We start from the raw sequence: 21,699 nt of genomic DNA, 5'->3' as shown, positions 1-21,699 counted from the left end.
CTCTCACCCTGTTGAAGTAATATTTAAATGTGATTAAAAGTATCAGCCATATCAGCATCATTTGATAACCTTAACTTCCAGTCAATTAATATCCACACATCATGTAAATAGTCTCTATTTTGATCTGATAAGAATTCATAGACTTTCTGCCACCAAAACCTCCATTCCGATTTTCTATAGTCTGCTGGCATTTGTCTCGAATATCTATGTAATTGCTCACAGAAATCATCAAAGCTTACTGGTCGTAGATCAGCGGCCACACGCTCGCAAAAGTTGACCTTAAGATGCTGTTCAACTCTTTCTGGTACTTTATAAACTTCTTTCCATACACCTATTTTATCTACTATGTCAGCTGGAGCTCTAGGGAATAAAATGGATGCTGACCCCAACGGTGTTTCCCAACTATTCACAATTAAATCTCTACGGTCGCTGAGGTGAAGCGATACCACAACAAATTGCTCACATGACTCTTGTGATGGGGGAAGTGGATAAAACGCTAATCGTCTCTGGAGATCAGCAGTGTTCAGTAAGTCCCTTGCCCCTTTAGCTTTACTATTACAAATATGGCAAGTCGGAATGAAGTTTCCTGGATGGACACTGTAAACTGGATATTTATCTTTGCAAAGAATGTGGTCATAATCTGATCGCCATTGTTCTTCCTCTGCTACGCTTTCTCGATTTTGAGAGAGAAGTGCAGTGCCACAAATAGGACATAGATGGCTATTATTATTTTCTCTGACGAAATTCTGATAATGTTTTTCAATAGAACTATTGGATTGTGACTTTGCTTGAGCTAGATCTTTGGTGCGTGTAAACAAATGAGTTGTTAACGCCTTACATGCTTCGAATAAGGAGTCTGGTACTAATTGCGGCAATACAGCTTGGGTATTGTTGAAAAATAAATTAATATCCTGAGCCTGACTTATTTGGTCTGACAACTCCCGTCGCTGCGCAACGGTCGTAGGCCGCGCTTTCCATAACCCAAGAAATTTCTCTCTTGTGGGCTCATTACTCCAACATACACTAGGGACAAGTACTTCTATATTTTCAATCATCTCAGGAAAAGTGCGGAATAAGTTTTCTGAGAATACATCAGCATTAATAGAAGCTTGCAAAAAATGAAGAAATTCAGCATTAAGAAATGCAAATACCGAACATTGAGGCGTCTGTGGATTAAGTGAAAATAACATTAGCTCTCTAGTTTCCTTAGCAGATAAGCCTTTTCCATTGACTCTCCCAGATTTTCCTCAATCCAGAGTCGCGCAGCTATAACTGCTTCAGGATTATTATCTTCTGGTAATCGATTTTTAACATCCTTTACCACTGTCTGTGAAATAAGGGAACGCAGACCGTAGTGGTTCTTAACCAAGACATCAAATGATGTGCCATAAGTCTGGCTGGACACCGGTTCCATACTGATACAACCCATATCATTACGCTCGAAGAAAAATACATTCTCGCGTTTGAGCGAGGAAATCATGAATGGTGAGTGAGTAGATAAAAAGAACTGCGATTGACCTTTTCTCTCGTCTTCAGGTGTAAATGCTTTGGTTAAACGCTGGTGAAAATAGGTGCGCCAAGATGGATTAAGGTGTGTTTCTGGCTCATCAAAAAGAAATAGAGCTTGAACCTGACTGAATATTCTTGTGGCCGCGATAACCTGAATCAATTGAGCTTCACCGTCAGATAAATCATCAAACTTCACGGTATCACCCTTTTCATTAGCCATTAATAACTCAACAACAGATAAAGGTAATCTTGACTGAAGCGGTTTTTTTACCGTACCTATAAAATTATCTATCATCAACTTCAAACGAGATGTACGAGTCCAATTTTTTATACCAAGCTGTTGAATATTGTTAAGTCTTTTAAATAATGCAAAAGAATCATGGTAGTTTTCTTCACGAAGTCTCTTTAAAACAGCCTCATCACTTAATTCGAGAGTTATTTCTCCAGACAAATGCTCTAACTCATAAAGTTCATACTGGCTATCTGTAGTTCGGCCTCCTGTTGGCCTTACTTGATCGGTGCCTGCTATACGGATCAACATTTTCACATCACGAATGGCATCATCTTCTATGATACCTGAACGAAAATCGTAATGAAGTACGGCTTTGACTGGATATTTATATGTTATTTCATCTAATAGTTGAAATACTGTCCCAGCCGGAAGAATCGATAGCGATAAAATTAAGAGCCCAATATTATCGTAATCAAGATAGTTAAAATTGCTAGGGGCAGGGTTCACTTCTCTCAAATTCAGGTGATAATTTGGAACAAAATCACCTTCTGATAAAGGATCAAATATGTGTGGGTATTTTTTAAGATACTTTTTGTTAATTTCAGCCAACTGTTCATCATTGATTTCTCGTGATAGCATTTTTAGACGCTGGCTACTAATTCGACGAACTTCAAAATATTGCACAGCATTTTTCATAAAACTTCGCTGTAAATTTTCGTTTAGCCCCGAAGCATAACCAACCACGAGAGGGATGGGAAAATGGCGCTCACCAAGCTGTATTACATGCCACTCATCAGTACCACGAACATTTAAAACCACATTTCCGTCAAGCTCAATAGTTACCTTTAGCTCAATACTCTCACCATGACTCATGAGCTCGTCTGGGTAAGACATAACAGCACTATCATTTCTAAGATCCCATTGATAGTGTACCGCAACGCTAAAACCTAACGATGTTTTATTTTTGAACTCTGCACGTTGCCATCGCTCTAGATAAGCAAAAGTTTCCCCGATTAACTCAAGCAATTGAGATTTACCAGAACCATTAAGGCCAATCAATGCAAATATATTATCTTGTGCATAACTAAAATCAAAGAACTGATCTTTCAAGCCTTTGTAGCCGCCACTCAAGTTTAAAGATATCAGTCTCATTAACTTTTACCTTTTCTTTGCTTGATATTTTTTATACTTGTACGCTGGTGTTGAATTTTTACCAGCAATGACTTTGCGCTATTTTCACCGCTGATTAATTCGGGATTTTCTGCCCGCCATTGTGCCGTGAGTTCCCCACGAAATGCTTTAGCCAAGATCGAATGTGTGAGGTTGTTGACGCGCTCAAGGGCGTTTTGTACCTGCTTTTCGATGCCGTCAGCATAGGTGAAGAGTTGTTCTACGCAGCGGACGATTTCGTGTTGTTCGTTGATTGGTGGTACTTCCAGCGGGTATGCCGCCAGTTTTTGGGCATTAATATTTGATTGACTTACGCCATCAGATTTAACCTCATAGCAATATTGCTTCGCAATATTGCTATTGAGATGGTAATTAAGATACTCAGGATTAAGCCCATCTAAACACTGAACTTTAATCAAATACCCAGCATAGATAGCATCTCTCTCACCTCTGTAAATAGAGGTCTTGCCTACTAACTCTGGGCTGTTTGTTCGATTAAATAATATGTCGCCAGCTATTAGTTTATATTTTTCAATTTCATTTTTATCTGATGTATAAACTAAATCTGACCAGTCCAATTTACCATTCTGGAGGTTTCCCATTCTTAAAACAGGGATTAAACCTTCTTTTTGTGACTTTGCAGAGGTACCGTAAGATGGTTTCTTTATGAAATTTTTAAGTGTCCCTTTTTTCCAATCAGTTAGGATAGCTGTACCACGCCATTCCTCCGTCAATTTCCCACTCACCGCAGCCGCCAACACTGCCTGACGAAAACGTTTTAGGATTTGTGGTATTTGCTCAAGGCGTGTTTTGGTGTTATCGACCTGTGCTAACAGAGTGTCGAGTTTATCGGTGATGATTTTTTGTTCGGCTAGAGAGGGAAAGGGAACTTTATGCTCTTTAATTAGTGCTTGTGAGATATTAGGTTGTGCTCCACCTTTACTTTTTGCAATAAATGATTTTTTTTCATTTAACAAAAGATAGTATAGGAAAATGCTTGTAGTTACATTTTCTATTGGTAAACCAACGGCACATGCTTGGTTAGTTGTTGCATCAATCCCTAAGATAGAAGTCTTACCAATGGTTGCCCCGTACATAGCTATTACTACAGAATTTTTTGAGAATAACTTTGCGTTTGAGTTTTGAACTGCCTGCTTAGTTATATACTCACTAGATCGGGTAATAAGCCGAGGTCCTAAATCACCCGTTTTTATCCAAGGAATATCACCATTATAATATTCAGGGTACTTACGCGAGGGTGTTCCACCCGAGCCCCAAACAGCTACTTCTTGTAATTCTGCTTCTACCCACCCCTCCGGTAATTTTATCTCGCTAATCACTTAACACCACCCAACATCTCATTCAATAACGTCTTTTGTACATCGGCTTCATCACTAGCACCCAGCCCGCGCATCAGCCTATCCAGTTCTCCCAATGCCTGAACCAGTTCGCCCATAGCTTCGGCAGCCAGCACCGATGGCTCAGGTAGGTTAGCCGCATCAACGCTGTTGCTATCTTTCAGCCATGAGATATCTAATGAATCACCTTTAACATCGCGGATCCAGTCGCGGCTGAATGTGCGCCAGCGGCTGATCGCCATGCGGTCGTCAACGTGCTGATTTTCGGCGTTATCGGGCGCGTCGAGCTCATCGGAGTTAAAGCTCCATTCCCCTTCGCTGCGCGGGCTTTGGCCGTTGGCATCGTCACCGTAAACCGCTTCAAAAGGTTTTAAATGTTGCTCACCAAACGGGGTGCGTTTACCAAAGCTTGGCATGTTGCTGCGCAAGTCATAGACCCAGACGTTTTCGGTGCAGTTTTCATCCTGATGTTTGTTGCTGACACTACCTTTAGTGAAGAATAAAACGTTCGTTTTCACGCCTTGCGCGTAAAAAATCCCGGTGGGTAAACGCAAAATGGTGTGCAGATTACATTTGTTCATCAGGTCACGGCGTACATCGGTGCCGACGCCCGCTTCAAACAGGACGTTGTCGGGCAGCACCACGGCTGCACGGCCACCCGGTTTTAAGTTACGGTAGATATGCTGTAAAAACGCTAGCTGTTTGTTACTGGTTGGGTAGGTTAAGTCATCACGGGTAATGCTAGCTTCACCGCCCTTCGCCGTACCGAACGGAGGATTAGCAAGAATGATATCGGCTTTGGGCAAGCTAGCGCCCGCCATGCCCAGCGCGTTGCCCTGATGCACGACGCCTTCGTCATCCCCTTCCATGCCGTGCAGCAGGCAGTTCATCAGTGCCAAGCGGCGCGTAGACGGAACCAGTTCTACACCAACAAAGGCTTTATTTTTTTGAAAGGCTCTCGCTTTGGCCGTCAGGTCGTAGAGGTTGTCGGTTTGTTGCTTGATGTATTGATCGGCGGCAATCAAAAATCCTGCGGTGCCCGCAGCGGGATCTTGGATCACTTCTCCAGGCTGTGGCTTAATGCAGCGTACCATGCTGTTAATTAAGGCTCGCGGCGTAAAATATTGTCCTGCGCCAGATTTTGTTTCTCCGGCATTTTTCTCCAGCAGACCTTCATAAAGATCGCCGAGACCGTCTTTTTTAGCACTAAACCAGTCAATCTGGTCGAGGGTGCGGATCATCTGTTCGAGATGACGAGGCTCACGCAGGCGAGTTTGCGCATCGGCGTAAATGGCGCTAATCAGCGGGTCGGCATGAATCAAATTGCCTTCAGCATCTTTGCCGGTGGAAAGTTTCAGTAGCATTTGCTTGTAATGGTTAAGCAGGTTAAGGCCCGATAAACTGTTAAGATCGCCCCAGCGGCAGCCCTGCGGTAAGGTGTGCTGATCTAATAATTCTGCTTCGGTATTTTCATGCACCATTTTGATAAATAGCAGAAGTACTAGTTCGGTGACGTAATCGCTGTAGTTGATGCCGTCGTCACGTAGTACATCACACAGGTTCCACAGTTTTTGTACGATATCGTTATTTTTACTCATTATTTTTCCTGCATTCGCTCACGGAACATGCCGCAAGCACGATTAAAAAAGCTAATTTCAGCGGCGAATTTTACTAAAATCACGCGCTTTGTTGTGGCCAGATCGCACCGTTAAGTTCATCCAGCACGCTGTCCAATTGGTCTACCAATATCTTATTAAGCTGTTTTACGCCGCCGTCATCAGCAAAACTACTGTTAATAAATTGGTGATCAATGATCACTTCATGAACCAGCTGTTTTGCCAGACGATCCAACCATTTTCGTTGCAGGGTTGTCCATGCGTGGCTGTTATAAATGTTGATCATTGCCTGTGATACGCGCTGTGCAAAAGGCACAAGCGGTTCCCCTAGTGCAGCACGGCGAATATGGCCGACAATGCTTGCGGCGATATCCTGATTGGTTTGATTACGCACGGCAGTTTGTAGTTTAGCTTCGGAATAACCCGCACCGTCTAATAATAAGCGGATCTCTTTAAGCTGTTCACGAGTGAGGTCGCGGGGTTTGTTGACAACCACGGCCAGCGCAGTGGATTGGTTAAGCTGCTGCTGAATAAAATCCGCAAAGCTTTCCAGGTAATCTTCTGGCCGCTGATGGCTACCGTAGCTCTGATTACGTTCCTGTAGCTGGTCATGATGCTCAGAAATAATCGGCCGGTATTCACTTCCGAGTAATGTAGTTATCTCGTTGAGCTGGCTAATTAGCCCTTGCTGTTGTTGGATGAAGGCTGCCGCCTGACGCGGCCCTAAGTGATGCAGATGTTGATGCAGCTGTTTTGGCTCAACGCCCCACATTTGATGGAGGTCAGCCAATTTTTGTTTCACCGCTGGGCGATTTTCTGCCCGTTTTTCCGCTTTACGCAGGATGCGCATCACCTTTTGGCTTAACTGACTGAGCACCACATCAGCCTGAGTTTCACCTGTCTGTTCGCCGGGGCTGTTGAGCGCTTTTTCAAGCTGTTCAGTATCGATTAACTCGCTGACCAATTGCTCAAGCGTGATATTGGGGTCTTTGACCAACGGTTTCATAGTGTTGACGTCGCTGAGGGCCTCATAAATATCCACTGGATCGTAAATACGGAAGACCGTTTTGCCAATGTCATCACAGCGGCGCGTTGCGCGACCAATCATTTGTTCAAATAAAATACGTGACTTCACCCGACGCATGAAAACCAGATTACAAATCTTCGGCACGTCAATGCCGGTGCTGAGCAAATCAACGGTGATTGCAATATTCGGATAGCGTTCATTTTTATACTGTTTGATCAACTGTTTGACTTTGTCACTTTCACCGGTGATTTTCTCGACGGCCGCTTGATTATAGTTTTCATATTCGGCAGAGAACGCTTCATCCAACAAGCGTTTGACCATGTCGGCATGTTTGTCTGTAACGCAGAAAACCAGCGTTTTCTCTTCGCCAAAGGGGTCGAGCTCTTTCACGAGCTGTTGGCAAATAACCCGATTAAAGTTTTCACTGATGACGCTACGGTTAAATGCATCAACGTTGAAATCCACTTCGTCTTCTAGCTGATCAATCTCAACCTCTCCGGTGTGGATATTAATGGCATGCACCTGGCTCCCTTTGTCAAAGTGGATGCCATTTTGCGTCAGCAGCGTTTCATAACGGATTGGGGGTTCATGATCGATGAGCCAATCATCCGCCACGGCTTCTCGGTAGGAGTAGATGTAAATCGGTTTGCCGAAGATATCGCTGGTATGTTTCGCTGGTGTGGCGGTAAGGCCGATTTTTACCGCGTCGAAATAATCGAGCACCCGACGGTAGCTGGAGAGATATTGGCTGGCGTCGCGGGTCGAGAGTTCCCCTTCAGTCATTTCCTGATCTAAGGTGTAGCCTCGGTGGGCTTCATCAACGATGATGCAGTCAAATTCATCCACCGGCGGTGGTGTGTCCGAGGAAAAAATGCGGCTAACCATGGCCTGTACCGTCGCGACCTGTACTCGGGTTTCTGCCTGTGTAGCCATATCGCCGAGCTCAGCGATATTGTAAATCTGAGACAGCGTCTGGTTTTGCTCCAACGGCGCTTCTTTGAAGGTGTCCGTGGCTTGCTCGCCCAAAGCCGTACGGTCAACCAGAAACAGGATGCGCTTGAAGCGTTCAGTTTTCAGAAAACGGTACATTAGACCAACAATGGTGCGTGTTTTCCCGGTGCCGGTCGCCATCGCCAGCAGGGCATTGCGGATGTTTTGCGCCAATGTGCTTTCAACGGCGAGAATGGCCTTTTGCTGATAATCGCGTAACCGGAGGTAAGCGAAGCCTTCTTGCTTTAGCTTCTGTTCGGCGCTGTCTTTGCTGCGTTCGAGTTTATCCAGCAAGCCTTGCGGGGTATGAAACTTTTGCAGCGCACGGCGGATGTTGGACGGTTCGCGCACGTCCCGGAACCAAGTTCCTGATGACTCGACCAACTGTGGCACGTAGGGGCGACCGTTGCAGGAGTATACAAACGGGATAATGTAATGCCCGTCAGTTTCATCCGCCCATGCAATGGTTCGGCCTTCCCGCTCCCATGCGCCAATCATGGGGGAAGTGATTTTGAAGCCTTTGCTGTAGCGTTCTGCCTGCGGAATTTTTCCCGCAACATCGGTGTTTTCTTTTTTGGCTTCGACCGTGGCCAGCGGAGTTAAGCCGCAAAATAGAACGTAATCAGCGCGACCTTTTTTACCCTGATGCTCCGTAGGCCATTCGGCAATGGCTTTGTTTATCCCCTTTTCAGGGCGAGTTCCGTTAGCCCAGGTCAGTTCCTGACTGTCAGCAAGCCAGCCCGCATCATTTAAGCTTTGGTCAATCAGTATACGGGTGAGTTCTTCATTTAACGCGATATGTTGGCTGGCACGGCGGCTCTTCTGGGCAAACTCTTGCCGTTGTGTTCGGGCCTGCTTTTCATCTTTTTCGGTCAGTTGCGCTTGCAGGATTTTTAATTTTTCTTCGTATTGCTGTCGAAGCTGTTCGAGTGCAATTTCCTGCTCTTTCGCCTGCGATGCTAACACCTTAGTTTCATCATCCATGGCTAGCGCCAGCGTTTCATATTCACTCTTTTCCTGCACCAGCAAATTTTGCAGCTGTTGGCTGGAATCTAGCTGTATGTTGGCGGTAGTGAGCTCACTTTTGAGGCGATCGATTTCCGTTTGGAGTTGCCTGAGCTGATTGCTCGGGTCTGGAGGAGCAATAAAAGCGCCGGGTTTAAAGGCCGCGCCCTGCTTGCCGAAAGATTGGTGGAACCAGATAGCTAGCGCTCGCGCCACTTTTAAGCCATCTAGCGCCTCTTTGTGCTTAGTTTTGAACTGGTGAGTGGCCTTGTTGCCCTCTATCCGCAATAGATGAAATAGCTCGCGTACCGTGGGTTCAAATTTTAGCTCGCGATTGAGGCGGTAGAGTAAATCAGCCTGAGTGGGCGGTTCATCAAACGTGAGCCCGACCAGCGCAGCAATATGTTGTGCTAAGGCTTCACCTAGTTGGCGCAACTTAATCAAGGTGGTGTTGGGATCGCCTGAGAAGGCGTTTTCTGCAGCAGTGGCGATTTGTAGAAACAGCGGGTCATGTTCAGCGAGAAAACTGAAATTTGTCGATGTTGTAGCCCTTAAAGCATCCATTCAATCGCCTCTCGATTATAAAGCGCCTGTGCTTAGAATTTGTTAAATACTTGGTAGCATTGTATCGAAAAAAATCGGTCAGAACAGGTAAGTAAACACTCCCCCACTTAAATCAATTCCTTCTTTCGATTATTCATTGCGGCAGACTGGCCCTATAGATATTTAACACAGGGTTACTCTCGAGAGACATAACGCATATTGCAAAATAGACAAAAAATAAGCAGTGTCATTAACTAGCAGCACCAGCATCACTGCTGGCACTGTTGGTCTCCTTTGGATAGACCGCTTTAACTTATGCACAGTCCCCACTCCGCATGTTGTGGGAGAAACCGCGACTAATCACCGCCCAAGCTTGGCAAAATCAAACGGACTAACCGCCTTCTCCCTATTCACATCCAAAAAATCAGCCCACCACTGCAGCATCAGTCTGCGCTCATCCAGATGCTCGGCCTTATGAATATACGCCGCACGCACAGAGCTACGCTCTTGATGACTCATCTGCCGCTCTACCGCATCCCTCGACCACAATCCTGACTCAATCAGAGAACTACACGCCATCGTCCTGAAACCATGGCCACACACTTCCGTTTTCGTGTCATAGCCCATCACTCGCAAAGCTTTGTTCACCGTGTTCTCACTCATAGGCTTACATGGATCGTGATCGCCCACGAATATCAGTTCTCGATTCCCATTCATGCTTTTGATTTTTTCCAAAATAGCCAGAGCCTGTCGCGATAAAGGAACAAGATGGGGAGTCCGCATCTTTGAACCACGTTGAGAATGTTTAACACCGTCCAACGATTCACGCTCACCGGGGATCGTCCACATGGCCGTTTCAAAATCTACTTCTGACCAGCGGGCAAAACGCAGCTCGCTTGAACGGATGAAAACCAACAACGTGAGTTCGACAGCCAGTCGAGTTAACGGCCTGCCAGAATAGTGATCAATACGGTGAAGTAATTCAGGAATACGGTTAAGTTCCAGAGCAGCACGGTGCTGTCTTTTCGCCGTAGCAACCGCACCGGCAATTTCTTGTGCAGGGTTGTAGTCGATTAAGCCGCTCTGAACGGCAAACCGCATAATCGCGGTAGTTCGCTGTTGTAAACGAGCCGCAACTTCGAGTCGTCCGGATGATTCCACCGCTTTGATGGGTACAAGAAGATCCCGCGTCTTCAATTCAGCAATGTTCCGCTTACCGATGACAGCAAAAAGATTATCTTCAAGGCTTTTCAATACACGAGCGCTATGCGATGCCGACCACTTTTGATTGCTGGCATGCCAGTCTCTGGCGACCGATTCAAACGTTATCGCTTCTTGCTCTTGTCCTACCTTAACAGCTTTCTTGTTCTCACTAGGATCGACGCTATTAGCTAATAGCCTACGCGCTTCATCCCTGCGTGCCCGGGCATCCGCCAGCGACACTTCAGGATATTTCCCCAGCGCCAGCATCTTCTCCTTACCTCCAAAGCGATAACGAAGCCGCCAATATTTGGAACCGTTAGGGTGAACCAGCAAAACCATGCCTTCACCGTCAGTTAGTTTATAGGCTTTTGCTTCAGGCTTAGCCGAACGAACCTTCACATCACTCAGAGCCATGATGAGTATCCTTTCAAGGGTCTGTGTGGGTACAACCATTATCGAACCGGGATATACCCGCAGTTGTACCCGCATCAGTAAGTTGATGTAGATTGAATCAGGTTGACTTAGGTTGAGTGAAAAAGCGAGGAAAGCCTTGCGGATACTGGATTTCAGGCACAAAAAAAGACGTCCGTTGACGTCTATTGATGTTCCGATGGTGCCGAAGGCCGGACTCGAACCGGCACGTATTTCTACGGTTGATTTTGAATCAACTGCGTCTACCGATTTCGCCACTTCGGCACTGAAGGGGATGCGGAAACGTTGTGGATTATACCTGTCGCGCGCCGCCATGCAAGCGGCGACGCGCGAAACCCACGCTAAGTGCCCAAAAAACCAGCGCCCTTCGTCACTCCAGCTCAGACACCGCCAGCCGAATCACCCCTGCTGCCTTCTGCTCCGGCAGCGCCAGCACCTTCGCCCACATCTCCTGCACCATATCGCAGGAGAGCTTCTCTTTGCCCGCCGCCTTCTCCGGCATCTGCAACAGCTGGATGTCCTCGCCGTACTTATCGGCAAGCGCCTTCATAATCGGCCGCACATCCTCGACTGCCGCCTCGCGTTCGGCCTTGGTCACGGTGTGGCGGTTTTTGCCGTAGGCCGCGCGCATCATGTCGGCGTCGGCCTGCATGCGCCGCGCCATCAGGTCTTTATCCAGCATGCGCATTGGGTTCACGCCGCCCTTCACCATCGGGTAGAGGAAGCGGAAGCAGGCGTCGTCGCTCACCTTCTGGATGGCGGCGGTCTGCTCCATGTTGATGGTCATGTAGTTCACCACGTTGGCGTCCGGGGCGTTTTGCAGGCGCGACATCTGCAGATGCAGGATCTGCGGCTGGATGGTGTCGATAATCTGCTGCTCCGGCTCGCCCGCTTTTTGCAGGGCGGCCATCTGGTCGAGGATGCGCTGATGCAGCGCAGGCTCCTGCTCCTTAATCACCTGCCAGGCGGGCATCGCGTTGAGGGCAGCATCCATCTGTTGTTCCGGCGCGCGCTGCCTGTCGAAGAACACCCAGAACGCCACGGCGGCGGCCGCGACGACGACAATCACAATACGGGTCCACGTTTTATTCATCTCGCATCCTTATCCTTGCGTTATGCCGGTTTACACCGGCACGCCGCTGTGGAAGCGAAACTCGTTGTCCGGTGTCGAGATAAGTGTGGCTTCAATTTCGCCAAAATGCTGTATGCGCGGTGAGATATCGTCGTCGCTCACCTGTTGGGCCAGCGTCAGGTAGTCCTGATAGTGGCGCGCTTCCGAGCGCAGCAGCGAGAGATAAAACTTTTGCAGGTCGTCCTCGAGGAACGGGGCCAGCGCGGCGAAGCGTTCGCAGGAGCGGGCTTCGATGTAGGCGCCGCAGATGAGTTTGTCGATCAGCGTCAGCGGTTCGTGGGTGCGCACTTCTTTAAGCATCCCTTTGGCGTAGCGGCTGGCGGTGATTTTGACGTACGGAATGTCGCGGGCCAGCATCGCCTCGCGCACCTGCCAGAAGTGGTGGAGTTCCTCTTTAATCAGCAGCACCATGCTGTCGATGAGCGCCTGGCCCCACGGGTCGTCGGTTTTGGGCATCACGCTTTTGCCAATCTGCCTGTGCAGGGCAATAAAGTCCGGCTCCGGGCCGTCGCGGAAGGTGAACAGTTCGTAGGGTTTGAGCCAGTCGAGCAGCGCGTCGGCACCGCTTTCGTCGGCGACGTATTTACGAACCAGTAATAGCGCGGTCTGGGCGGCCTTGAGCTCGCACACCATGTGGTCGGTGAGCAGCAGCGGCAGGTTTGCCGGGTCGCGGGCTTTATCAATCCATGCTTGCGGGGTCGGGCACGGGAGGAAGTTGAGTACGGGGGCGAGTATCTGCGGGTAATCCATGGTTCTGCCTTGAAAAAGCGGTGGCGAGGGCCACCGCCTGAAACGCTTAGTGACGCACGCCGTCGTCGTCTTCGTCGACGTAATCTTCGTCGTCGCCTTCTTCGTCGTCTTCACCGTTCGGATCTTCGAAGTAGGTTCCCCAGCCGTCGTACTCCACCTCAAACTTCTCGGCCAGGTTCATCAGCTGTTCTACCTGCGCGTCGATCAGCTCCGCCTTCAGCGCGCCTTCGCTCAGGATGTCGCAGCAGATGACGGTGTCGCCCTCTTCCACTTCAAGCTCTTCCGGCTCGGTCACTTCGTAACCCAGCTTGAAGGCTTCCACCGCCATTTTTTCCAGCGCGTCGAAATCATCCGCAGAGAAATGGTGCTCGATGGTGTACAGCGCGTCCGGATCGCTACCGTCTTCCAGCAGCTCTTCAATAATCAGACGCGTCTCTTCGCGTTGCTCTTCCAGGTGTTCCGGGTTTGCCATGGCTCAATCCTCTTTAAAGTGCGGCAGATACTTCTATTTTCACACACGGACGGGTTTGCCTCCACCTTTGTAAGAAAGAATTGTGAAACGGGGTTGCAAATGAATAATTACACATATAAAGTGAATTTTAATTCAATAAGTGGCGTTTGCCAGGCGAGGATAAAATGTCCGATTTGTACAAGAAACACTTTCTGAAATTGCTCGACTTTACCCCTGCACAGTTCACTTCTCTGCTGACTCTTGCCGCACAGCTTAAAGCCGATAAAAAAAAGGGCAAGGAAGTACAAAAGCTTACTGGTAAAAACATCGCGCTCATCTTCGAAAAAGACTCGACCCGTACACGATGCTCTTTCGAAGTTGCCGCATTTGACCAGGGCGCACGCGTCACTTATTTAGGGCCGAGCGGCAGCCAGATTGGGCATAAAGAGTCAATTAAGGATACCGCACGGGTGCTCGGGCGGATGTACGACGGCATTCAGTATCGCGGCCACGGCCAGGACGTGGTCGAAACGCTGGCGCAATATGCGGGCGTGCCGGTGTGGAACGGCCTGACCAACGAGTTCCACCCGACGCAGCTGCTGGCGGACCTGCTGACCATGCAGGAGCACCTGCCGGGCAAAGCGTTTAACGAGATGACGCTGGTCTACGCGGGCGACGCGCGCAACAACATGGGCAACTCGATGCTGGAAGCGGCGGCGCTGACCGGGCTGGATCTGCGTCTGGTGGCCCCGAAAGCCTGCTGGCCGGAAGAGAGCCTGGTAGCGGAGTGCAGCGCGCTGGCAGAGAAGCACGGCGGCAAAATCACCCTGACGGAAGACGTAGCGGCCGGCGTGAAGGGCGCGGACTTTATCTATACCGACGTGTGGGTGTCGATGGGCGAAGCCAAAGAGAAGTGGGCGGAGCGGATTGCGCTGCTGCGTGGGTATCAGGTGAACGCGCAGATGATGGCGCTGACCGGCAACCCGAACGTCAAGTTCCTGCACTGTCTGCCGGCGTTCCATGACGACCAGACTACGCTCGGCAAGCAGATGGCGAAAGAGTTTGATCTGCACGGCGGGATGGAGGTGACGGACGAGGTGTTTGAGTCGGCGGCGAGCATCGTGTTCGACCAGGCGGAAAACCGGATGCATACGATTAAGGCGGTGATGGTGGCGACGCTTGGGGAGTGATCCTCTCTCCCACATTTTTATTCGGTGCGCTCTTCTTGCCGGGTGACGCTGCGCTTACCCGGCCTACAAAACCCGTAGGCCCGTGCAAGCGAAGCGCCGCCGGGCAAATCAGGCCTGCTCAATTGATTTTTCACCCCAAAAAAGGTACGTTTTCGCCTTAATTCCAGCGTGGACATGCCAGCATTATGCCGATTATTCAGTCTGTTGAACGTGCGTTGCAGATCCTCGACCTGTTCAACGAGCAGGCCACCGAGCTTAAGATCACCGACATCAGCAAACTGATGGGGCTGAGCAAAAGTACCCTCCATTCGCTGCTGAAAACCCTGCAGCTTTACGGCTATATCGATCAGAACCCGGAGAACGGTAAATATCGCCTCGGCATGAAGCTGGTCGAGCGCGGCCATTTCGTCGTGGGCTCAATGGATATTCGTCAGAAGGCAAAAGGCTGGCTGACGGATCTATCCCGGCGGACTGGGCAGACCACCCATCTGGGGATCCTGGACGGGCGTGAAGGGGTCTATATCGAGAAGATTGAAGGCAAGCTGGCCGCCATCGCCTATTCGCGCATTGGCCGTCGCCTGCCGGTTCATGCCACCGCCATCGGCAAGGTGTTGATTGCCTGGCTGGGCGAGGCCGAGCTGAACGCCCTGCTGGAGGGCTATCAGTACACTACCTTTACCCCTTCCACTCTTGCCACCCGCGAAGCGTTGGTGGATGCGCTGAAAAAAACCCGCGAACAAGGCTACGCCCTGGACAGCGAAGAGAACGAGCAGGGCGTGCGCTGCGTGGCGGTGCCGGTGTGGAACCACGAGTCACGCGTGATTGCCGCCCTGAGCCTGTCGACGCTGACCTCGCGCGTGGACGACGCCGAGCTGGCTAATTTCCGCGAGCAGCTTCAGCAGGCCGGGCTCCAGCTCTCACGCGCGCTGGGCTACCCGGCCTGAGCCGCTACAGCGGCTCGTAGGTAAAGTAGTCGAAGTCCGCGTGGCAGCCGTCACCGCTGATGTCCTCGCAGTGCAGCCCCACAAATGCGCCGGTGAAGAAGCCGCGCCCGCCGATGTAGTCGTCCGACAGTTTCCACGCCTCATAGGTTACCGGCACGGTGTGCCACGTCTCGCCGTCGAACGAGTAGCTGTAGCGATAGACCAGCGTATCCACATCGACGCGCAGCCAGACGCTCTGCGCACTCTCCGGTACCGGAATCGGCTGCTCGTGCAGCGGCCATGACGGCACGTTGTGGTCGAGCTGGATCACCTTTATGGTTCTCCCCTGCCCCTCCTCGTAGTCCACAAAGCAGTAGCTCCAGTTTTTACTGTTGTAGTAGCAGGTCAGCCCGGCGCTCTGCTGGAAGTGGATCGGCGAGAACTGCATCCGCGTCTCCGCCCGGAAGGTAAAGTGCTGCCAGCGGCGCGCCACGGTCGACTGGGTGAAGGTCGAGTTAAGCGAGTCGTTGCCGTAGAGCCGTAAATAGCCGGGGCGCGCGGTGAGCGAGCCGAGGGTGTCGTCGAACGGAATGCGCAGGGTCTGCAGTTCCGGGTCAAGCGAACTGGCGTCGAAATCGTCCCGCCAGCTGTTCTGAGCGGCCGCAGGCTGCTCGGCCACCTGCGGGCCTTTCACGGTCAGCTGCGCGTGCTTGCCGCCTTCGACATACGGCCAGCCGTCGCGCCATTCGATGCGGGCGATGCCGGTCTCGCGCCCCAGCGGGCAGTAGCCGCGCCCGCCGGAGGCCAGCAGCGGCACGCCGGGCAGGCGCAGCGGGCGGCTGGTGAGGTACGCCATATACCATTCCCCCGTGTGGGTCTGCAGCAGCGAACCGTGGCCGCTCTTCTGCAGCGGGTTCTCCGGCAGGTGCCAGCTGGTCATCATCGTCACGTCCGGGTGCAGCTCGTACGGCCCGTCGATCGTTTTTGAACGCAGCACCACGACGGCGTGTTCGTAGCTGGTGCCGCCTTCGGCAACCATCAGGTAGTACCATCCTGCGTGGCGATACAGGTGCGCGCCTTCGGTGTAGCAGAGCGGCGTGCCGGTAAACAGGGTCTTACGCTCCGGCGAGAGGGTGCCGGTCTGCGGATCGAACTCCTGCATCACGATGGTGTTGTGCGGGTTGCTGTGGTGGCGCGGCCCCCACGGGCGGTAAAGGTAATATTTGCGGCCATCGTCGTCGTGAAACAGGGACGGGTCGAACCCGCCGTTGCCCATCGGGATCGGCTCGCTCCACGGCCCCTCAATGGACGGCGCGGTGACGAGGTAGTTGCGGCCGTTTTTCCACGGCGAGTCGACAATCTTCACGTCGGTGTAGAGCAGCCAGAATTTGCCGTCGGCGTAGCTCAGGCACGGCGCCCAGATGCCGCCGGAGTCCGGGTTGCCCTTCATGTCCAGCATCGACACGCGGTCCAGCGGGGTGCTGACCAGCGACCAGTTTTTTAAGTCGCGGGAGTGGTAGATGCGCACGCCCGGGAACCACTCGAAGGTCGAGGTGGCGATGTAGTAGTCCTCGCCCTGGCGGCAGAGGGACGGGTCCGGGTTGAAGCCGGTGAGTATCGGGTTAGTGATTTCCATAGTGCCTCCGGTTAATGGGATGCGGCTGTCGCGGCGTCGGGAACGGCTTCCCCCTGGGCCGCGCGGTGCTTGATCAGCTGCTGGCTGATGGCCTCCACGCGGGCGTCGGTGAGCTTATAGAACGACAGCATGATGAACATGCCCGCGTAGAGCACTACCGGCACCACGCAGAACAGAATTTTGATGGTGGTCAGCACCTCAACCGGCTGCACGCTGCTGCTGGCGGAGTAGTTGACGTACGCCAGGATCCAGCCCACCACCGCCCCGCCAATCGCCAGGCCAATCTTCAGGCTGAACAGGTAGGTGGAGAAGACCAGCCCGTCGAGGCGGCGCCCGCTGCGGCTCTCCTCGTAATCCACCACGTCAGAGGCCATGAGCCACTGGAGCGGCGTGGTGGTGTTAAAGACGAACAGGAACAGAATGTTGAGGGCGAAAATCAGGGCGATATGCTCCGCCGGGGTGACGAAAATCAGCAGGCTGATCAGCGAGTAGGCAACGATGATCCACTTGAAGGCGGTGACGCGGTCAAAGCGGCCCAGCAGGCGGGAGGAGCAGAGCGAGCCGAACATGGTGGCGAGACTGCCATAGAGTAAAAACTGGGTCGCCAGCTCCGGGTGATCCATCACGTATTTGACGAAGTAGAGGGTCGCCCCGCCGCGCACCACGTTGGAACAGGTCGCCATCATCTTAAAGGCACACATAATGCGCCACTGGCCGTTGCCGAACAGCAGCCTGAGATCTTTTGCCACCGACGAGCCCGGCTGCACCTCAAAGGTGTAACGCTCTTTGGTGGTAAAGAAGCAGACGTAGAGCAGCACCACGCCGCTCAGCCCCAGCACGCACATGGCGCCGAAATAGCCCACCTGCTCGTCCCCTTTGCCGATGATGCTCACCAGCGGCAGGGCAATGCCGCTGATGGCGAGCGAACCCGCCGCCGCCAGGAAGAAACGCCAGGATTGCAGGGCGTGACGCTCTTTCGGGTCAGCGGTGATGACGCCCGGCATGGCGCAGTACGGCACGTTAACGAAGGTGTAGACCAGGGTCAGGAGAATGTAGGTCACGCAGGCGTAGATGATTTTGCCCTGCGCCGAGAAGTCCGGCGTGTAGAAGGTCAGTACGCAGACGATGCCGAACGGGATCGCGCCCCACAGCAGGAACGGGCGGAACTGGCCGTGCCGCGTGCGGGTGCGGTCAACCAGCAGCCCCATCAGCGGGTCGGTGACGGCGTCGAGCACGCGGGAGACCAAAAACAGCGTGCCCATAATGCCCGCCGACAGGCCGAAGACGTCGGTATAGAAATAGGCCAGCAGAAACATCGTGGCCTGCCAGACGAAGCCGCAGGCGGTGTCACCCAGCCCGTAGCCAATTTTGTCTTTCATGGTTAATTGCGTCATCAGAATTACACCCTTATGTCGTGTGCTGAATAACAACATCGTGTTAATGGAGTGTAATGAGCTGTTCAATTAACCAGCAATGGTCATATCTTATTTCTGAATTATGTTATTTTGCTTTTGTGACGCCAGCGATATATCGCAACTGATTGTTTAAATTAATAAATTATAAAAACACGAAAGCCGTCCGCGGAATATTTCCCGCAGACGTTTTTTTCTAAAAATAATTAAATGCCGAGCGCTTTTTTACCGGCGTTAATTACCTCAATAATTTTATCGGTGTCATAAATACAGCCTTTCCAGGTGCCGCCGCTCACCGACTGCAATGCTGCCCATAGCCGCGTATCGTCCGGCAAAAAGTCGTGGGCGTGCAGGTCCGGATGCGTCTGCCGCCGTGCCAGCTCGCGCGCGCCCTCTTCCGGCGTCAGCGGGGTGTCCGCCGTGCCGATAAAGTTCACGCTGCCCGTCAGGGTCATACGATCCACGGCAATCTCAATGATGTCGTTATCCCGCAATTTGCCAATCGGCCCGCCCGCCAGCGCCTCCGGCGACACGTGCCCGAAGCAGGCGCCCGTCGACACGCCCGAGAAGCGCGCATCGGTAATCAGCGACACCGTTTTGCCCCACGAGATATGCTTCAGCGCGGAGGTGAGCTGGTAGGTCTCTTCCATACCGGTGCCGGACGGTCCGCCGCCGATCACCACCATGATATCGCCCTGCTGAATCTCTTCCCGCTTGATGGCCTTAATCGCCTGCGCTTCTGAGACAAACACCCGCGCCCGACCGGTGTGGCGGTAAACGCCATCGTCACCGACCACCGACGGGTCGATCGCCGTGGCCTTGATCACCGATCCTTCCGGCGCGATGTTGCCCGTCGGGAAGCAGACCGTTGAGGTCAGCCCTTTCGCTTTGGCCTTCTCGGGCGGCAGGATCACGTCATCCGGATCGACGCCGTCCTGCTCGCGCAGGCACTGACGGAAGCGCGCCCGACGTTCCGAGGCCTGCCACCAGTCGAGGTTCTCGCCCACCGTCTGGCCGGTCACGGTCATGGCATCCAGATGCAGCAGGCCGAGATCGCGCAGGTGGAGCATCACCTCCGGCACGCCGCCTGCCAGGAACGCGCGCACGGTCGGATGGTAGTCCGGGCCGTTGGGCAGGACGCTCACCAGGCGCGGAACTTTACGGTTGATGCGCGTCCAGTGCGCGACGTCAGGAAGGGTGCAGCCCGCCGCGTGGGCGATGGCCGGTATGTGCAGCAGTAAATTGGTGGAACCGCCGAACGCCGCGTGGAGCACCATGGCGTTTTCGATGGCCTTATCGGTGAGGATATCGCGCGTGGTGATGCCGCGGTTATCCAGCTCGCTCACCGCCCGCGCCGACTGGCGGGCGATCTCCAGCCACACCGCCTGCCCGGACGGTGCCAGCGCGGAGTGCGGCAGTGCCAGACCCAGCGCTTCCGCAACCACCTGAGAGGTGCCCGCCGTGCCGAGAAACTGACACCCGCCGCCCGGCGACGCGCAGGCGCGACAGCCCAGCTCGGCGGCCTCCTGCAACGACAGCTCGTGGTTGGCAAAGCGCGCGCCAATGGTCTGCACCTTGCCCGCATCTTCACCCACGGTCGGCGGCAGCGTCGCGCCGCCCGGCACCAGAATGGTCGGCAGATCGTGCATGGCGGCCAGCGCGATCATGGTCGCAGGCAGCCCTTTATCGCAGGTTGCCACGCCGATCACCGCCCGGCGCGTCGGCAGGGAGCGGATCAGACGACGAAACACGATCGCCGCGTCGTTGCGGTACGGCAGGGAGTCGAACATGCCGTGCGTGCCCTGAGAGCGCCCGTCGCAGGGGTCGCTGACGAAGGCCGCGAACGGGATCCCACCGTTGCGGGTGATCTCCTTCGCTGCCGCCTGCATCTGCATGCCAATTTCCCAGTGCCCGGTGTGGTAGCCCAGCGCAACCGGGCGTCCGTCCCCGGCGCGGATGCCGCCCTGGGTACCGATGATCAGCACCTCTTTGCCGGTCAGCCTGTTGGCGTCCCAGCCCATCCCGGCGTTTTGCGTCATGCCGAACAGGTTGCCGCTGGGGGATTCCATCAGCATCTGCGGGGTCAGAGGCAGCGCGCCCTGCGGCCCCGCCGCGTGGGTGATCACCGCATAAAACGCATCGTCCTGTGGGGTGAAAATTTTCTCGATGGTCATGGTTATCTTCCGGCTCAGCAGAGCTTGAGCTGTTGCAGCAGGGATTTCAGCTGCGCTTTGCGCGGCTCGTCCAGCGGTGAAGCGGGCGGCAGCACGTACGTGGAGATCGGGCGACCGCAAAGTACAATCGCCTCTTTAATGACGTTCACGAACGGCGTATCCAGCTGATACAGCTGCGGGATTTGCAGCAAGGTCTGATGATACTCAGCCGCTTTCGCCACGTCCTTATCGCGCCAGGCTTTCAGAAGATTTACCGACACCTGCGGCGCAAAGTTGCCGCTCGCCGAGATCGCCCCGTCGCCACCGAGCAGCAGAGTATTGAACAGATGGTCGTCGTAGCCGCACAGCACGGTGAAGTGCGGGTGGGCCGCTTTGACGGTGTGGATCATGCTGCGCAGATGGGCGACGGAGTCGATGGTGTCTTTAATGCCTACGATGTTGCTGCGCGAGTCGGCGAGGGTTTTCACCAGCGCTGGCGTGAGATCCTGCCCGGTCAGCGCCGGGAAGTTATAGAGCATCACCGGCAGCGTGACGCTGTCGGCCACCTATTCGAAATAGCGAATCAGGTTCGCTTCCGAGACTTTCCAGTAGTAGGGGTTGATGACCACGATGCCGTCCGCGCCCGCCTGCTGCGCGTGCTGGCTCAGTTCAATGGTTTCCCGGGCGTTGGTGCCGCCGGTGCCGATCAGAACCGGCACGCGACGATCGACATGATCGATAGCAAAGCGGGCAATGGTTTTACGCTCTTCGGCGTTGAGCTGGGAGAATTCGCCGCCGCTGCCGAGGAAGAACAGGCCATCAACGCCTGCGGCGATCAGATCGTCGATCAGCGCGGCGGTGCCCTGCTTATCGAGCTGGCCATCGGCGGTAAAAATGGTGGAGACAGGGGGAATGATTCCCGTAAACAACACAGGCTGCGGCATGAGATCTCCTTGCTGAATCATTT

Annotated in this window: 15 protein-coding genes, 1 tRNA gene and 1 pseudogene; 3 read left to right on the top strand and 14 right to left on the bottom strand. The window is 52.9% G+C overall.

Translation table 11 applies throughout. The features are described 5' to 3' along the window. Positions 1-23: 23 nt before the first annotated feature. The 10 genes from G0034_RS02500 to rraB all read right to left on the bottom strand — a co-directional run bounded on the left by G0034_RS02500 (position 24) and on the right by rraB (position 13,439). Positions 24-1,190: a hypothetical protein gene (locus G0034_RS02500; RefSeq protein WP_074135968.1), complete on the bottom strand. Its 1,167-nt coding sequence runs from the start codon at positions 1,188-1,190 to the stop codon at positions 24-26. Beyond that, positions 1,190-2,893, bottom strand: coding sequence for an AAA family ATPase (locus G0034_RS02495; RefSeq protein ID WP_062936002.1), 1,704 nt, complete (start codon positions 2,891-2,893; stop codon positions 1,190-1,192). The genes G0034_RS02500 and G0034_RS02495 overlap by 1 nt, the downstream gene beginning before the upstream one ends. Beyond that, positions 2,893-4,248, bottom strand: coding sequence for a restriction endonuclease subunit S (locus G0034_RS02490; protein WP_062936021.1), 1,356 nt, complete (start codon positions 4,246-4,248; stop codon positions 2,893-2,895). Before G0034_RS02490 ends, G0034_RS02495 begins: the two co-directional genes overlap by 1 nt. Then, positions 4,248-5,867: a class I SAM-dependent DNA methyltransferase gene (locus G0034_RS02485; RefSeq protein ID WP_179120467.1), complete on the bottom strand. Its 1,620-nt coding sequence runs from the start codon at positions 5,865-5,867 to the stop codon at positions 4,248-4,250. The genes G0034_RS02490 and G0034_RS02485 overlap by 1 nt, the downstream gene beginning before the upstream one ends. Positions 5,868-5,946: 79 nt before the next feature. Continuing rightward, positions 5,947-9,471, bottom strand: a complete 3,525-nt coding sequence (hsdR, locus tag G0034_RS02480) for a type I restriction-modification system endonuclease (RefSeq protein WP_179120466.1) — start codon at positions 9,469-9,471, stop codon at positions 5,947-5,949. Positions 9,472-9,810: 339 nt separating this feature from the next. After that, complete coding sequence (locus G0034_RS02475; protein WP_179120465.1) at positions 9,811-11,067, bottom strand: tyrosine-type recombinase/integrase; 1,257 nt, start codon at positions 11,065-11,067, stop codon at positions 9,811-9,813. A 197-nt stretch (positions 11,068-11,264) separates the two neighbouring features. Then, positions 11,265-11,349 (bottom strand) — tRNA-Leu (locus tag G0034_RS02470). Positions 11,350-11,455: 106 nt separating this feature from the next. Next, positions 11,456-12,178, bottom strand: a complete 723-nt coding sequence (locus tag G0034_RS02465) for a topoisomerase II (RefSeq protein WP_179120464.1) — start codon at positions 12,176-12,178, stop codon at positions 11,456-11,458. Between the two features lie 30 nt (positions 12,179-12,208). Beyond that, positions 12,209-12,967 (bottom strand): tRNA isopentenyl-2-thiomethyl-A-37 hydroxylase MiaE, encoded by a 759-nt coding sequence (gene miaE / locus G0034_RS02460; RefSeq protein ID WP_179120463.1) that lies wholly within the window; start codon positions 12,965-12,967, stop codon positions 12,209-12,211. Positions 12,968-13,013: 46 nt separating this feature from the next. After that, a complete protein-coding gene (gene rraB / locus G0034_RS02455) occupies positions 13,014-13,439 on the bottom strand; it encodes a ribonuclease E inhibitor RraB (RefSeq protein WP_179120462.1) in 426 nt (141 codons plus the stop codon). Positions 13,440-13,538: 99 nt separating this feature from the next. Here rraB and argL point away from each other — a divergent pair, with 99 nt between their 5' ends. From argL to xynR, 3 genes are all read left to right on the top strand, one after another. Continuing rightward, positions 13,539-13,634 (top strand): putative translational regulatory protein ArgL, encoded by a 96-nt coding sequence (argL, locus tag G0034_RS23235; protein ID WP_217906299.1) that lies wholly within the window; start codon positions 13,539-13,541, stop codon positions 13,632-13,634. Continuing rightward, entirely contained in the window at positions 13,604-14,608 is a 1,005-nt protein-coding gene (gene argF / locus G0034_RS02450) for an ornithine carbamoyltransferase (RefSeq protein WP_023331910.1), read from the top strand. Before argL ends, argF begins: the two co-directional genes overlap by 31 nt. Positions 14,609-14,793: 185 nt before the next feature. Then, positions 14,794-15,552, top strand: coding sequence for a DNA-binding transcriptional repressor XynR (gene xynR / locus G0034_RS02445; RefSeq protein WP_179120461.1), 759 nt, complete (start codon positions 14,794-14,796; stop codon positions 15,550-15,552). Positions 15,553-15,556: 4 nt separating this feature from the next. Here xynR and G0034_RS02440 read toward each other — a convergent pair whose 3' ends face one another. The 4 genes and pseudogenes from G0034_RS02440 to yagE form a co-directional block, all read right to left on the bottom strand. Continuing rightward, on the bottom strand, positions 15,557-17,167 hold the full coding sequence (locus G0034_RS02440; RefSeq protein WP_179120460.1) for a glycoside hydrolase family 43 protein: 1,611 nt from the start codon (positions 17,165-17,167) through the stop codon (positions 15,557-15,559). 11 nt (positions 17,168-17,178) lie between these two features. After that, positions 17,179-18,561, bottom strand: a complete 1,383-nt coding sequence (locus G0034_RS02435) for an MFS transporter (RefSeq protein ID WP_014882316.1) — start codon at positions 18,559-18,561, stop codon at positions 17,179-17,181. A gap of 224 nt (positions 18,562-18,785) precedes the next feature. Beyond that, positions 18,786-20,753, bottom strand: coding sequence for a xylonate dehydratase YagF (yagF, locus tag G0034_RS02430; protein WP_014882315.1), 1,968 nt, complete (start codon positions 20,751-20,753; stop codon positions 18,786-18,788). A 14-nt stretch (positions 20,754-20,767) separates the two neighbouring features. Continuing rightward, positions 20,768-21,676: pseudogene (gene yagE / locus G0034_RS02425) on the bottom strand (2-keto-3-deoxygluconate aldolase). Between the last annotated feature and the right edge of the window lie 23 nt (positions 21,677-21,699).

The organism is Enterobacter sp. T2 (assembly GCF_010692925.1).
Classification (GTDB): Bacteria; Pseudomonadota; Gammaproteobacteria; order Enterobacterales; family Enterobacteriaceae; genus Enterobacter; species Enterobacter kobei.
The sequence above is the reverse complement of the archived record's forward strand: the minus strand, read 5'-3'. Positions and strand labels throughout refer to the sequence as shown.

Excerpts from the sequence above, each read along its gene's own strand:
- G0034_RS02500 (WP_074135968.1), bottom strand. The coding sequence starts at position 1,190 with ATGTTATTTTCACTTAATCCACAGACGCCTCAATGTTCGGTATTTGCA.
- G0034_RS02495 (WP_062936002.1), bottom strand. The coding sequence starts at position 2,893 with ATGAGACTGATATCTTTAAACTTGAGTGGCGGCTACAAAGGCTTGAAA.
- G0034_RS02485 (WP_179120467.1), bottom strand. The coding sequence starts at position 5,867 with ATGAGTAAAAATAACGATATCGTACAAAAACTGTGGAACCTGTGTGAT.
- hsdR (WP_179120466.1), bottom strand. The coding sequence starts at position 9,471 with ATGGATGCTTTAAGGGCTACAACATCGACAAATTTCAGTTTTCTCGCT.
- G0034_RS02475 (WP_179120465.1), bottom strand. The coding sequence starts at position 11,067 with ATGGCTCTGAGTGATGTGAAGGTTCGTTCGGCTAAGCCTGAAGCAAAA.
- G0034_RS02465 (WP_179120464.1), bottom strand. The coding sequence starts at position 12,178 with ATGAATAAAACGTGGACCCGTATTGTGATTGTCGTCGTCGCGGCCGCC.
- miaE (WP_179120463.1), bottom strand. The coding sequence starts at position 12,967 with ATGGATTACCCGCAGATACTCGCCCCCGTACTCAACTTCCTCCCGTGC.
- rraB (WP_179120462.1), bottom strand. The coding sequence starts at position 13,439 with ATGGCAAACCCGGAACACCTGGAAGAGCAACGCGAAGAGACGCGTCTG.
- argL (WP_217906299.1), top strand. The coding sequence starts at position 13,539 with ATGAATAATTACACATATAAAGTGAATTTTAATTCAATAAGTGGCGTT.
- argF (WP_023331910.1), top strand. The coding sequence starts at position 13,604 with ATGTCCGATTTGTACAAGAAACACTTTCTGAAATTGCTCGACTTTACC.
- xynR (WP_179120461.1), top strand. The coding sequence starts at position 14,794 with ATGCCGATTATTCAGTCTGTTGAACGTGCGTTGCAGATCCTCGACCTG.
- G0034_RS02440 (WP_179120460.1), bottom strand. The coding sequence starts at position 17,167 with ATGGAAATCACTAACCCGATACTCACCGGCTTCAACCCGGACCCGTCC.
- G0034_RS02435 (WP_014882316.1), bottom strand. The coding sequence starts at position 18,561 with ATGACGCAATTAACCATGAAAGACAAAATTGGCTACGGGCTGGGTGAC.
- yagF (WP_014882315.1), bottom strand. The coding sequence starts at position 20,753 with ATGACCATCGAGAAAATTTTCACCCCACAGGACGATGCGTTTTATGCG.